The sequence below is a fragment of the Citrobacter sp. H12-3-2 genome, assembly GCF_009649895.1.
In the GTDB taxonomy this organism is placed as follows: domain Bacteria; phylum Pseudomonadota; class Gammaproteobacteria; order Enterobacterales; family Enterobacteriaceae; genus Citrobacter; species Citrobacter portucalensis.
This window is the reverse complement of sequence record NZ_CP045837.1, coordinates 4,665,635-4,679,348: the sequence shown is the minus strand read 5'-3', so window position 1 is coordinate 4,679,348 and position 13,714 is coordinate 4,665,635. Positions and strand designations below refer to the sequence as shown.

The 13,714-nt window shown below is 50.6% G+C and carries 11 protein-coding genes, 4 tRNA genes and 1 pseudogene; 14 read left to right on the top strand and 2 right to left on the bottom strand.

Annotated elements, in window-relative coordinates:
* Nucleotides 1–402 precede the first annotated feature (402 nt).
* Nucleotides 403–1,431: a UDP-N-acetylmuramate dehydrogenase gene (murB, locus tag GHC22_RS22230; protein WP_111466267.1), complete on the top strand. Its 1,029-nt coding sequence runs from the start codon at nucleotides 403–405 to the stop codon at nucleotides 1,429–1,431.
* The gene (gene birA, locus GHC22_RS22225; protein WP_128612557.1) at nucleotides 1,428–2,390 is read left to right on the top strand and encodes a bifunctional biotin--[acetyl-CoA-carboxylase] ligase/biotin operon repressor BirA; all 963 of its coding nucleotides are present in this window, start codon (nucleotides 1,428–1,430) and stop codon (nucleotides 2,388–2,390) included. The genes murB and birA overlap by 4 nt, the downstream gene beginning before the upstream one ends.
* A gap of 32 nt (nucleotides 2,391–2,422) precedes the next feature.
* Here the strand turns inward: birA and coaA are convergent, their stop codons facing one another.
* Nucleotides 2,423–3,373, bottom strand: coding sequence for a type I pantothenate kinase (gene coaA / locus GHC22_RS22220; RefSeq protein ID WP_003031107.1), 951 nt, complete (start codon nucleotides 3,371–3,373; stop codon nucleotides 2,423–2,425).
* Nucleotides 3,374–3,662: 289 nt separating this feature from the next.
* Nucleotides 3,663–3,743 (bottom strand): annotated as a pseudogene (locus GHC22_RS24745) (hypothetical protein); the annotation flags it as partial.
* Between the two features lie 19 nt (nucleotides 3,744–3,762).
* On the opposite strand from GHC22_RS24745, the gene GHC22_RS22215 reads away from it, so the two are divergent.
* The 12 genes from GHC22_RS22215 (at nucleotide 3,763) to rpoB (ending at nucleotide 13,652) form a co-directional block, all read left to right on the top strand.
* Nucleotides 3,763–3,838: transfer RNA gene (locus tag GHC22_RS22215), tRNA-Thr, on the top strand.
* A gap of 8 nt (nucleotides 3,839–3,846) precedes the next feature.
* Nucleotides 3,847–3,931 (top strand) — tRNA-Tyr (locus tag GHC22_RS22210).
* Between the two features lie 114 nt (nucleotides 3,932–4,045).
* A tRNA-Gly gene (locus GHC22_RS22205) sits at nucleotides 4,046–4,120 on the top strand.
* A gap of 5 nt (nucleotides 4,121–4,125) precedes the next feature.
* Nucleotides 4,126–4,201 (top strand) — tRNA-Thr (locus GHC22_RS22200).
* A 118-nt stretch (nucleotides 4,202–4,319) separates the two neighbouring features.
* A complete protein-coding gene (gene tuf, locus GHC22_RS22195) occupies nucleotides 4,320–5,504 on the top strand; it encodes an elongation factor Tu (RefSeq protein ID WP_003031109.1) in 1,185 nt (394 codons plus the stop codon).
* Between the two features lie 230 nt (nucleotides 5,505–5,734).
* The gene (gene secE, locus GHC22_RS22190) at nucleotides 5,735–6,118 is read left to right on the top strand and encodes a preprotein translocase subunit SecE (protein ID WP_003033128.1); all 384 of its coding nucleotides are present in this window, start codon (nucleotides 5,735–5,737) and stop codon (nucleotides 6,116–6,118) included.
* Between the two features lies 1 nt (nucleotide 6,119).
* A complete protein-coding gene (nusG, locus tag GHC22_RS22185) occupies nucleotides 6,120–6,665 on the top strand; it encodes a transcription termination/antitermination protein NusG (RefSeq protein ID WP_003033125.1) in 546 nt (181 codons plus the stop codon).
* 154 nt (nucleotides 6,666–6,819) lie between these two features.
* A complete protein-coding gene (rplK, locus tag GHC22_RS22180) occupies nucleotides 6,820–7,248 on the top strand; it encodes a 50S ribosomal protein L11 (protein WP_003033122.1) in 429 nt (142 codons plus the stop codon).
* 3 nt (nucleotides 7,249–7,251) lie between these two features.
* Entirely contained in the window at nucleotides 7,252–7,959 is a 708-nt protein-coding gene (gene rplA, locus GHC22_RS22175; protein WP_003033119.1) for a 50S ribosomal protein L1, read from the top strand.
* 414 nt (nucleotides 7,960–8,373) lie between these two features.
* The gene (gene rplJ / locus GHC22_RS22170) at nucleotides 8,374–8,871 is read left to right on the top strand and encodes a 50S ribosomal protein L10 (RefSeq protein WP_001207203.1); all 498 of its coding nucleotides are present in this window, start codon (nucleotides 8,374–8,376) and stop codon (nucleotides 8,869–8,871) included.
* Nucleotides 8,872–8,937: 66 nt separating this feature from the next.
* Entirely contained in the window at nucleotides 8,938–9,303 is a 366-nt protein-coding gene (rplL, locus tag GHC22_RS22165; RefSeq protein ID WP_003033114.1) for a 50S ribosomal protein L7/L12, read from the top strand.
* A gap of 320 nt (nucleotides 9,304–9,623) precedes the next feature.
* Nucleotides 9,624–13,652: a DNA-directed RNA polymerase subunit beta gene (gene rpoB, locus GHC22_RS22160; protein ID WP_003033111.1), complete on the top strand. Its 4,029-nt coding sequence runs from the start codon at nucleotides 9,624–9,626 to the stop codon at nucleotides 13,650–13,652.
* The last annotated feature ends 62 nt before the right edge of the window (nucleotides 13,653–13,714 follow it).

The following is a 13,714-nucleotide window of genomic DNA, read 5'->3' as shown; positions in this document are numbered from 1 at the left end:
CGAAAGACTGGGCCTTTTGTTTTATCTGTTGTCTGTCGGTGAGCGCTCTCCTGAGGAGGACAAATCCGCCGGGAGCGGATTTGAACGTTGCGCAGCAACGGCCCGGAGGGTGGCGGGCAGGACGCCCGCCATAAACTGCCAGGCATTAATTTAGTGAAGAAGCCCATCCTGACGGATGGGCTTTTTTGCGTCTGTGCGGGGCAAAAACCGCCGGATGCGGCGTGCCGCCTTATCCGGCCTACAGAGGCCGGGCTGAACGTATTTTGTAGGCCTGATAAGCGCAGCGCATCAGGCACATCGCAGTGCCATCGGGAGCAAAGCAATATCCTGAGCCTCCATAACACAAGCCATCCTGCGGTATATGCGGTAAACTAGGCGCGATTTTGCATCAGGAAAGCGTCTATGAATCACTCCCTTAAAGCCTGGAACACCTTCGGTATCGATCAGCAAACGAATGAACTTGTCTGCGCCGAAAATGAACAACAATTACTGAATGCCTGGCAATCAGCCAATGCATCGCATCATCCTGTACTGATCCTGGGCGAAGGGAGTAACGTCCTGTTTCTTGATACCTTCCAGGGTACGGTGATCGTCAATCGTATTAAGGGTATTGAGATTACAGAACAACCGGATGCGTGGCATTTGCACGTAGGTGCGGGTGAAAACTGGCATCATCTGGTCCAGCATACGTTGCAGCTTGGCATGCCTGGGCTGGAAAATCTGGCGCTTATCCCAGGCTGCGTGGGTTCATCGCCAATCCAGAATATTGGTGCCTATGGCGTAGAGCTACAGCGCGTCTGCGAATACGTAGACTGCGTTGAGCTGTCGACTGGCAAACATCTGCGCGTTGGTGCAGCAGAATGTCGTTTTGGTTATCGTGACAGCATCTTCAAACATGAATACCAGGATCGCTTCGCAATTATTGCTGTTGGTTTACGCTTGTCTAAACAGTGGCATCCGGTACTGACCTATGGCGATCTGACGCGCCTGGATCCTACAACGGTGACGCCTCAGCAGGTTTTTGATTCTGTCTGCCATATGCGCACGACAAAATTGCCCGATCCGAAAGTAAACGGTAATGCAGGAAGCTTCTTTAAAAACCCGGTTGTCATCGCAGAGATTGCGCAGGAGCTCCTGGCAAAATTCCCAACAGCACCTCATTACCCGCAGGCTGATGGTTCTGTGAAACTGGCAGCAGGCTGGCTTATCGATCAGTGTCAGCTAAAAGGCATGCGCATTGGTGGCGCAGCGGTACATCAACAGCAGGCACTGGTGCTGATCAATGCAGACAATGCGACGAGTCAGGATGTGGTGCAACTTGCACATCATGTACGTCAAAAAGTCGGTGAGAAATTTAATGTCTGGCTCGAACCAGAGGTCCGATTTATTGGCCCGCAGGGTGAAATGAATGCTGTGGAGATCATTGCATGAAGGATAATACCGTCCCTCTGACGCTTATTTCATTACTCGCTGATGGCGAATTTCATTCCGGTGAGCAGCTCGGTGAAAAGTTGGGAATGAGCCGTGCCGCAATCAATAAGCATGTCCAGACGTTACGCGACTGGGGGGTTGATGTCTTTACTGTTCCAGGTAAAGGATACAGCTTACCGGAGCCTATCCAACTATTAGATGCCTCACTTATTCATTCTCAACTGGATGGTGGAAATATCACAGTCCTGCCGGTTATCGACTCAACCAATCAGTACCTGATGGACCGAATAGGTCAACTGGAGTCAGGGGATGCCTGTGTCGCTGAATATCAGCAAGCCGGGCGCGGCCGCCGTGGTCGCAAATGGTTTTCACCGTTTGGTGCCAACCTGTACCTGTCAATGTTCTGGCGGTTGGAACAAGGACCGGCTGCCGCGATTGGCCTGAGTCTGGTTATTGGTATCGTCATGGCTGAGGTTTTACGCGATCTGGGCGCAGAGAAGGTACGTGTAAAATGGCCCAACGACCTCTATTTGCTCGACCGTAAGCTGGCAGGGATCCTGGTTGAACTGACCGGTAAGACAGGGGATGCCGCGCAGATTGTTATCGGTGCGGGTATTAATATGTCCATGCGCCGGGTTGAAGAAAATGTGGTGAATCAAGGCTGGATTAACTTGCAGGAAGCGGGCATTAACATTGATCGCAATACCCTTGCTGCCCGACTGATACGTGAGTTGCGTGCTGCGTTAGTGCTCTTTGAACACGAAGGTTTAGCGCCGTATCTGTCTCGCTGGAAGAGACTGGATAACTTTATCGACCGCCCGGTCAAACTTATTATTGGCGATAAAGAAATATTTGGCGTCTCTCGTGGAATAGACGCGCAAGGTGCATTATTGCTTGAGCAAAATGGCGAGATCAAACCCTGGATGGGTGGAGAAATATCGCTAAGAAGCGCTGAGTAATAAGAAGGGGAGCTGTTGCTCCCCTTTTTTATTTATTTTCTCAACCTGACTTGCTCAACGGCATGATTGGCACTTTTCGTCATGATTAAGCTTGCTCGCTCACGCGTTGGTAATATATTTTGCTTTAAATTCAGCCAGTTGATCTCTTTCCACAACGATGTGGCGGTGTTGATAGCCTCATCTTCTGATAATTTTGCATAGTTATGAAAATAAGAGTCCGGGTTGGTAAACGCCCCTTCACGGAATTTCAGGAAACGGTTGATATACCACGTCTGGAGTAATTCTTCTGGCGCATCAACATAAATAGAAAAGTCGACAAAGTCAGAAACAAATACATGATGCGGATCGTGAGGATAGTCCATCCCGCTCTGTAAAACATTTAGCCCTTCGAGTATTAATATGTCGGGCTGGGCAACGGTTTTGTCGCCATCAGGGATCACATCATAGATGAGATGGGAATAGACCGGCGCCGTGACGTTAGGTACGCCTGATTTCAGATCGGAAACGAATTTAACCAAGCGATGCATATCATAGGACTGGGGGAAGCCTTTCTTCTTCATCAGTCCACGATCTTTCAATACCTGGTTAGGGTGGAGAAAGCCATCGGTAGTAATCAACTCAACCTTGCGATGCTCGGGCCAGCGACTGAGCAAAGCCTGCAAAACACGCGCAGTCGTACTTTTACCGACGGCGACGCTGCCAGCAATGCTAATAATATAAGGAATACGCTCGCCATTCGTGCCTAAAAATTGCTCCAGCACGGCCTGACGTCGCAGGTTCGAACTGATGTAAAAGTTTAGCAAACGCGAGAGAGGCAAATAAATCTCGGCAACTTCTTCCAGCGATAAGTCTTCGTTAATGCCTTTAAGACGAGCAATCTCTTCCTCGGTCAGGGTCATCGGCACGGAATCACGAAGCGCAGCCCACTGGTTGCGATCAAACTGTAGGTAAGGCGACGTTAACGCTTGCTCTTTTATACTCATACGCATGGTCTGGCTGTCATTGCTATATCAGGTCTGCGGTAAAAAACGAAATCATCCCGGTACGCAATGGCACGCACATTTCAGTTAATTTGGACAATGGGCAGGAGGGTAACACCAGATGGGGGGGAATAATAAGAAAAAATCATCCTCTGAAATGCAATGTGACGGGTATTCCAGATGTATAAAGATGTGCTTTCTCTCTATCAAAGCGTACCTGTCGGAGCAAAATTCCTCCCAGAGGAGGCACCTGACGTTGGAAATTTGTCCAATTCAAAGAGGAAATAGATTATTTATCGGTCGTATAGTGCAAAATGTGAGCGATAGAACATTTTATGCAATTTTTTAGTTGCATGAGTGCGCATGTCTCCATAAAATGCGCGCTACTTGATGCCGACTTAGCTCAGTAGGTAGAGCAACTGACTTGTAATCAGTAGGTCACCAGTTCGATTCCGGTAGTCGGCACCATCAAGTCCGGTGGGGTTCCCGAGCGGCCAAAGGGAGCAGACTGTAAATCTGCCGTCACAGACTTCGAAGGTTCGAATCCTTCCCCCACCACCACTTTCTGGCAGCGTTATCGCCGCCTGAGTTGATTAAAAAATTAATCAGCTCGAACAGAAAAGAGAGAAATCTCTTTTTTGTTGCAGAAAGAACTGGGTAGCCGAGTTTCAGGATGCGGGCATCGTATAATGGCTATTACCTCAGCCTTCCAAGCTGATGATGCGGGTTCGATTCCCGCTGCCCGCTCCAGACGTGCTGATATGGCTCAGTTGGTAGAGCGCACCCTTGGTAAGGGTGAGGTCCCCAGTTCGACTCTGGGTATCAGCACCACTTCACTTCTCCTTCCCGTTTCTCTCTGTTTACTTTTAAAAGCATTCAACAGCTCAGGTATATTGCCTGGTTGATGTGGTGATATCACCGATTTATCCGTGTCTTAGAGGGACAATCGATGTCTAAAGAAAAATTTGAACGTACTAAACCGCACGTTAACGTCGGTACTATCGGCCACGTTGACCATGGTAAAACAACGCTGACCGCTGCAATCACTACCGTTCTGGCTAAAACCTACGGCGGTGCTGCTCGCGCATTCGATCAGATCGATAACGCGCCGGAAGAAAAAGCTCGTGGTATCACCATCAACACTTCTCACGTTGAATATGACACCCCGACTCGCCACTACGCGCACGTAGACTGCCCGGGCCACGCCGACTATGTTAAAAACATGATCACCGGTGCTGCGCAGATGGACGGCGCGATCCTGGTTGTTGCTGCGACTGACGGCCCGATGCCGCAGACTCGTGAGCACATCCTGCTGGGTCGTCAGGTAGGCGTTCCGTACATCATCGTGTTCCTGAACAAATGCGACATGGTTGATGACGAAGAGCTGCTGGAACTGGTAGAAATGGAAGTTCGTGAACTTCTGTCTCAGTACGATTTCCCGGGCGACGACACTCCGATCGTTCGTGGTTCTGCTCTGAAAGCGCTGGAAGGCGAAGCAGAGTGGGAAGCGAAAATCATCGAACTGGCTGGCTTCCTGGATTCTTACATCCCAGAACCAGAGCGTGCGATTGACAAGCCGTTCCTGCTGCCTATCGAAGACGTATTCTCCATCTCCGGTCGTGGTACCGTTGTTACCGGTCGTGTAGAACGCGGTATCATCAAAGTTGGTGAAGAAGTTGAAATCGTTGGTATCAAAGAGACTGCTAAGTCTACCTGTACTGGCGTTGAAATGTTCCGCAAACTGCTGGACGAAGGCCGTGCTGGTGAGAACGTTGGTGTTCTGCTGCGTGGTATCAAACGTGAAGAAATCGAACGTGGTCAGGTACTGGCTAAGCCGGGCTCTATCAAGCCGCACACCAAGTTCGAATCTGAAGTGTACATTCTGTCCAAAGACGAAGGCGGCCGTCATACTCCGTTCTTCAAAGGCTACCGTCCGCAGTTCTACTTCCGTACTACTGACGTGACTGGTACCATCGAACTGCCGGAAGGCGTAGAGATGGTAATGCCGGGCGACAACATCAAAATGGTTGTTACCCTGATCCACCCAATCGCGATGGACGACGGTCTGCGTTTCGCAATCCGTGAAGGCGGCCGTACTGTTGGTGCGGGCGTTGTTGCCAAAGTAATGAGCTAATTGCCGAATAACATTTGACGCAATGCGCAATAAAAGGGCATCATTTGATGCCCTTTTTGCACGCTTTCACACCAGAACCTGGCTCATCAGTGATTTTTTTTGTCATAATCATTGCTGAGACAGGCTCTGAAGAGGGCGTTTAGTCCGAAACGCACCAGAGCATTTCGGTTTGGATCGCCTCGCTTACGCGGGGTGAAAATGTTTGTAGAATACTTCTGACAGGTTGGTTTATGAGTGCGAATACCGAAGCTCAAGGAAGCGGGCGCGGCCTGGAAGCGATGAAGTGGGTTGTTGTCGCTGTATTGCTGCTTGTAGCTATCGTTGGCAACTACCTCTATCGTGACATGATGCTGCCGCTGCGTGCGCTGGCCGTAGTGATTCTGATTGCCGCAGCGGGTGGTGTCGCGCTGTTGACAACAAAAGGTAAAGCGACCGTTGCTTTTGCCCGTGAAGCGAGAACCGAAGTCCGTAAGGTCATTTGGCCAACTCGCCAGGAAACATTGCACACCACATTAATTGTGGCTGCGGTTACCGCAGTAATGTCACTGATCCTGTGGGGACTGGATGGTATTCTGGTTCGCCTGGTATCCTTTATCACTGGCCTGAGGTTCTAAGATGTCTGAAGCCCCTAAAAAGCGCTGGTACGTCGTTCAGGCGTTTTCCGGTTTTGAAGGCCGCGTAGCCACGTCGCTGCGCGAATATATCAAGTTACAAAATATGGAAGAGCTGTTTGGCGAAGTCATGGTGCCGACCGAAGAAGTGGTCGAAATCCGTGGTGGCCAGCGTCGCAAGAGCGAACGTAAATTCTTCCCGGGCTATGTACTGGTCCAGATGGTGATGAATGACGCAAGCTGGCACTTGGTGCGCAGCGTGCCGCGTGTGATGGGCTTTATCGGCGGTACATCTGACCGTCCGGCGCCGATCAGCGACAAAGAAGTTGATGCGATCATGAACCGTCTGCAGCAGGTTGGCGATAAACCGCGTCCGAAAACGATGTTTGAGCCAGGTGAAATGGTTCGCGTTAGTGACGGTCCGTTTGCTGACTTTAACGGCGTGGTTGAAGAAGTGGACTACGAGAAGTCCCGCCTGAAAGTCTCTGTTTCTATCTTCGGTCGTGCGACCCCGGTAGAACTGGACTTTGCCCAGGTAGAAAAAGCCTAAACAGCGATCAAAAAAGCGGCGATTTAATCGTTGCACAAGGCGCGAGATTGGAATACAATTTCGCGCCTTTTGTTTTTATGGGCCCTGTCCGTAAAACGAATTTAATCACGGGGAGCCTCCTTGAGGCGCTATAACCCAACTAGAGGAATTTAGAATGGCTAAGAAAGTCCAGGCCTACGTCAAGCTGCAGGTTGCAGCTGGTATGGCTAACCCGAGTCCGCCGGTAGGTCCAGCACTGGGTCAACAAGGCGTGAACATCATGGAATTCTGCAAAGCGTTCAACGCAAAAACTGATTCCATGGAAAAAGGTCTGCCGATCCCGGTTGTTATCACCGTTTACGCTGACCGTTCTTTCACTTTCGTTACCAAAACGCCTCCGGCAGCAGTTCTGCTGAAGAAAGCGGCTGGTATCAAGTCTGGTTCCGGCAAGCCGAACAAAGACAAAGTGGGTAAAATTTCCCGCGCTCAGCTGCAGGAAATCGCGCAGACCAAAGCTGCCGACATGACTGGTTCCGACATTGAAGCGATGACTCGCTCCATTGAAGGTACTGCACGTTCCATGGGCCTGGTAGTGGAGGACTAAGAAATGGCTAAACTGACCAAGCGTATGCGCGTGATCCGTGACAAAGTTGATGCAACTAAACAGTACGACATCAACGAAGCTATTGCTCTGCTGAAAGAGCTGGCCACTGCTAAATTCGTAGAAAGCGTAGACGTTGCCGTTAACCTCGGCATCGACGCTCGTAAATCTGACCAGAACGTACGTGGTGCAACTGTACTGCCGCACGGTACTGGCCGTTCCGTTCGCGTAGCCGTATTTGCCCAGGGCGCAAACGCTGAAGCTGCTAAAGCTGCAGGCGCTGAGCTGGTAGGTATGGAAGATCTGGCTGACCAGATCAAGAAAGGCGAAATGAACTTTGACGTTGTTATTGCTTCCCCGGATGCAATGCGCGTTGTTGGCCAGCTGGGTCAGGTTCTGGGCCCGCGTGGCCTGATGCCAAACCCGAAAGTTGGTACTGTAACCCCTAACGTTGCTGAAGCAGTTAAGAACGCTAAAGCAGGTCAGGTTCGTTACCGTAACGACAAAAACGGCATCATCCACACCACCATCGGTAAAGTGGATTTTGACGCTGACAAACTGAAAGAAAACCTGGAATCTCTGCTGGTTGCGCTGAAAAAAGCGAAACCGACTCAGGCTAAAGGCGTGTACATCAAGAAAGTTAGCATCTCCACCACCATGGGTGCTGGTGTTGCCGTTGATCAGTCCGGTCTGACTGCGACTGTGGCGAACTAATATTCGCCTTTACGTGGGCGGTGATTTTGTCTACAATCTTACCCCCACGTTTCTGCTAATTGCAGACGTATATCCGAGATATTCAGGCTGTGGCAAGGCGACAACTGAGTGAATCGCCAGGAGCATAGTTAACTATGTGACTGGTGTGAACGAAGGCAGTCAACGCCGTCACAGATTGAATAGCGACAGATAGACAAGATTTGTTCGTTGGAGCCTGGCCTATCCAGGCCTCCGTCGAAGACCGCAGGTGTTTCGTAAGAAACTTAATGCCCTGCGTAGACGGTGACAGAACGCTAAGATTATTTCTGATACTCTGGCTTGTTTCTGCTCACCGTATTTAGACGCTCTCTCAGTTGGGGAGAGTGAAGTGAGTTCCGGAACATGAGTTCCGGCAAACATCCAGGAGCAAAGCTAATGGCTTTAAATCTTCAAGACAAACAAGCGATTGTTGCTGAAGTCAGCGAAGTAGCCAAAGGCGCGCTGTCTGCAGTAGTTGCGGATTCCCGTGGCGTAACTGTAGATAAAATGACTGAACTGCGTAAAGCAGGTCGTGAAGCTGGCGTATACATGCGTGTTGTTCGTAACACCCTGCTGCGCCGCGTCGTTGAAGGTACTCAGTTCGAGTGCCTGAAAGACACGTTTGTTGGTCCGACCCTGATTGCATACTCTATGGAACACCCGGGCGCTGCTGCTCGTCTGTTCAAAGAGTTCGCGAAAGCGAATGCAAAATTTGAGGTCAAAGCCGCAGCCTTTGAAGGTGAATTGATCCCGGCATCGCAAATCGATCGCTTGGCAACTCTGCCGACCTACGAAGAAGCAATTGCACGCCTGATGGCAACCATGAAAGAAGCTTCGGCTGGCAAACTGGTTCGTACTCTGGCTGCTGTACGCGATGCGAAAGAAGCTGCTTAATCGCAGTTATCTTTCTCAAGCATCTGCTTACGTATAAACTTATTCTGATTTTCAGGAACAATTTAAATGTCTATCACTAAAGATCAAATCATTGAAGCAGTATCCGCTATGTCCGTAATGGACGTTGTAGAACTGATCTCTGCAATGGAAGAAAAATTCGGTGTTTCCGCTGCTGCTGCTGTAGCTGTAGCTGCTGGCCCGGCTGAAGCTGCTGAAGAAAAAACTGAATTCGACGTAATTCTGAAAGCTGCTGGCGCTAACAAAGTTGCTGTAATCAAAGCAGTACGTGGCGCAACTGGCCTGGGTCTGAAAGAAGCTAAAGACCTGGTAGAATCTGCTCCGGCTGCCCTGAAAGAAGGCATCAGCAAAGACGACGCAGAAGCACTGAAAAAATCTCTGGAAGAAGCTGGCGCTGAAGTTGAAGTTAAATAAGCCAACTTTTCTGGTTGCAGCCTAAGAAATTAGGCTGATGGCTGGTGACTTTTTAGTCACCAGCCTTTTTGCGCTGTAAGGCGCCAGTAGCATTTCACACTGTTTGACTACTGCTGTGCCTTTCAATGCTTGTTTCTATCGACGTCTTAATATACTGCGACAGAGCATCAGTTCTGTGTAAATCGCAATGAAATGGTTTAAGCGTGATAGCAACAGGCATTGCGGAAAGTATTCGATTTTCCGGTCAACAAAATAGTGTTGCACAAACTGTCCCTTCGTCGGACAGATGGGTCGACTTGTCAGCGAGCTGAGGAACCCTAATGGTTTACTCCTATACCGAGAAAAAACGTATTCGTAAGGATTTTGGTAAACGTCCACAAGTGTTGGACATACCTTATCTCCTTTCTATCCAGCTTGACTCGTTTCAGAAGTTCATCGAGCAAGATCCTGAAGGGCAGTATGGTCTGGAAGCAGCTTTCCGTTCCGTTTTCCCGATTCAGAGCTACAGCGGTAATTCCGAGCTGCAATACGTCAGCTACCGCCTTGGCGAACCGGTGTTTGACGTTCAGGAATGTCAGATCCGTGGCGTGACCTATTCCGCACCGCTGCGCGTAAAACTGCGTCTGGTGATCTACGAGCGCGAAGCGCCGGAAGGCACCGTAAAAGACATTAAAGAACAAGAAGTCTACATGGGCGAAATTCCGCTCATGACTGACAACGGTACCTTTGTAATCAATGGTACTGAGCGTGTTATCGTTTCTCAGCTGCACCGTAGTCCTGGCGTCTTCTTTGACTCCGACAAAGGTAAAACCCACTCTTCGGGTAAAGTGCTGTATAACGCGCGCATCATCCCTTACCGTGGTTCCTGGCTGGACTTCGAATTCGATCCGAAGGACAACCTGTTCGTACGTATTGACCGTCGCCGTAAACTGCCTGCGACCATTATTCTGCGTGCACTGAACTACACCACTGAGCAGATCCTTGACCTGTTCTTTGAAAAAGTTGTTTTCGAAATTCGCGACAACAAGCTGCAGATGGAACTGGTGCCGGAACGCCTGCGTGGTGAAACCGCTTCCTTTGACATTGAAGCTAACGGCAAAGTCTACGTCGAAAAAGGCCGTCGCATCACTGCGCGCCACATTCGCCAACTGGAAAAAGACGATATCAAACATATCGAAGTTCCGGTTGAATACATTGCTGGTAAAGTTGCGGCTAAAGACTACGTTGACGAATCTACTGGCGAGCTGATCTGCGCAGCTAACATGGAGCTGAGCCTGGATCTGCTGGCTAAGCTGAGCCAATCTGGTCACAAGCGTATCGAAACGCTGTTCACTAACGATCTGGATCACGGTCCGTACATTTCTGAAACTGTACGTGTTGACCCAACCAACGATCGTCTGAGCGCACTGGTAGAAATCTACCGCATGATGCGTCCTGGTGAGCCGCCGACTCGTGAAGCTGCTGAAAGCCTGTTCGAGAACCTGTTCTTCTCCGAAGACCGCTATGACCTGTCTGCGGTTGGTCGTATGAAGTTCAACCGTTCTCTGCTGCGCGACGAAATCGAAGGTTCCGGTATCCTGAGCAAAGACGACATCATCGAAGTGATGAAGAAGCTCATCGATATCCGTAACGGTAAAGGCGAAGTCGATGATATCGACCACCTCGGCAACCGTCGTATCCGTTCCGTAGGCGAAATGGCGGAAAACCAGTTCCGCGTTGGCCTGGTACGTGTTGAGCGTGCGGTGAAAGAGCGTCTGTCTCTGGGCGATCTGGATACCCTGATGCCTCAGGATATGATCAACGCCAAGCCGATTTCTGCAGCAGTGAAAGAGTTCTTTGGTTCCAGCCAGCTGTCTCAGTTTATGGACCAGAACAACCCGCTGTCTGAGATTACGCACAAACGTCGTATCTCCGCACTCGGCCCAGGCGGTCTGACCCGTGAACGCGCAGGCTTCGAAGTTCGAGACGTACACCCGACTCACTACGGTCGCGTATGTCCAATCGAAACGCCTGAAGGTCCGAACATCGGTCTGATCAACTCCCTGTCCGTGTATGCACAGACTAACGAATACGGCTTCCTCGAGACTCCGTATCGTAAAGTGACCGACGGTGTTGTAACTGACGAAATTCATTACCTGTCTGCTATCGAAGAAGGCAACTACGTTATCGCTCAGGCGAACTCCAACCTGGATGACGAAGGCCACTTTGTAGAAGATCTGGTTACCTGCCGTAGCAAAGGCGAATCCAGCTTGTTCAGCCGCGACCAGGTTGACTACATGGACGTATCCACCCAGCAGGTGGTATCCGTCGGTGCGTCCCTGATCCCGTTCCTGGAACACGATGACGCCAACCGTGCATTGATGGGTGCGAACATGCAACGTCAGGCGGTTCCGACTCTGCGCGCTGATAAGCCGCTGGTTGGTACCGGTATGGAACGTGCTGTTGCCGTTGACTCCGGTGTTACTGCAGTTGCTAAACGTGGCGGTACTGTTCAGTACGTGGATGCTTCCCGTATCGTTATCAAAGTTAACGAAGACGAGATGTACCCGGGCGAAGCAGGTATCGACATTTATAACCTGACCAAATACACCCGTTCTAACCAGAACACCTGTATCAACCAGATGCCTTGCGTATCTCTGGGCGAGCCGGTTGAACGTGGTGATGTGCTGGCAGACGGTCCGTCCACCGACCTCGGTGAACTGGCGCTGGGTCAGAACATGCGCGTGGCATTCATGCCATGGAATGGTTACAACTTCGAAGACTCCATCCTCGTATCCGAGCGTGTTGTCCAGGAAGACCGTTTCACCACCATCCACATTCAGGAACTGGCATGTGTGTCCCGTGACACCAAGCTGGGGCCAGAAGAGATCACCGCTGATATCCCGAACGTGGGTGAAGCTGCGCTCTCCAAACTGGATGAATCCGGTATCGTTTATATCGGTGCGGAAGTGACCGGTGGCGACATTCTGGTTGGTAAGGTAACGCCGAAAGGTGAAACCCAACTGACGCCAGAAGAGAAGCTGCTGCGTGCGATCTTCGGTGAGAAAGCGTCTGACGTTAAAGACTCTTCTCTGCGCGTGCCAAACGGTGTTTCCGGTACGATTATCGACGTTCAGGTCTTTACTCGCGATGGCGTAGAAAAAGACAAACGTGCGCTGGAAATCGAAGAGATGCAGCTGAAGCAGGCGAAAAAAGACCTGTCTGAAGAACTGCAGATCCTCGAAGCTGGCCTGTTCAGCCGTATCTACGCTGTGCTGGTTTCCGGTGGTGTTGAAGCTGAGAAGCTCGACAAACTGCCGCGTGACCGCTGGTTAGAACTCGGCCTGACCGACGAAGAGAAACAGAATCAGCTGGAACAACTGGCTGAGCAGTACGACGAACTGAAACACGAATTCGAGAAAAAACTCGAAGCGAAACGCCGTAAAATCACTCAGGGCGACGATCTGGCACCGGGCGTGCTGAAGATTGTTAAGGTGTATCTGGCGGTTAAACGTCGGATCCAGCCTGGTGATAAGATGGCAGGTCGTCACGGTAACAAGGGTGTAATCTCTAAGATCAACCCGATCGAAGATATGCCACACGATGCTAACGGTACGCCGGTAGATATCGTACTGAACCCGCTGGGCGTACCATCGCGTATGAACATCGGTCAGATCCTTGAAACCCACCTGGGTATGGCTGCAAAAGGTATCGGCGATAAGATCAACGCCATGCTGAAACAGCAGCAGGAAGTCGCGAAACTGCGCGAATTCATCCAGCGTGCTTACGATCTGGGCTCAGATGTTCGTCAGAAAGTTGACCTGAATACCTTCAGCGATGAAGAAGTTCTGCGTCTGGCTGAAAACCTGAAAAAAGGTATGCCGATCGCAACGCCGGTATTCGACGGTGCGAAAGAGTCTGAAATCAAGGAACTGTTACAGCTGGGTGGCCTGCCGACTTCCGGTCAGATCACACTGTTCGACGGTCGTACCGGTGAGCAGTTCGAGCGCCAGGTTACCGTTGGCTATATGTACATGCTGAAACTGAACCACTTGGTTGATGACAAGATGCATGCGCGTTCTACCGGTTCTTACAGCCTGGTTACTCAGCAGCCGCTGGGTGGTAAGGCGCAGTTCGGTGGTCAGCGCTTCGGGGAGATGGAAGTGTGGGCGCTGGAAGCATATGGCGCAGCATACACCCTGCAGGAAATGCTCACCGTTAAGTCTGATGACGTGAACGGTCGTACTAAGATGTATAAAAACATCGTGGACGGCAACCATCAGATGGAACCAGGCATGCCGGAATCCTTCAACGTACTGTTGAAAGAGATTCGTTCGCTGGGTATCAACATCGAGCTGGAAGACGAGTAACTCTCGATCAAACAGGTCACTGGTGCTGGCGTAACAGCCAGCGCCAGATTGTGCTAACTCCG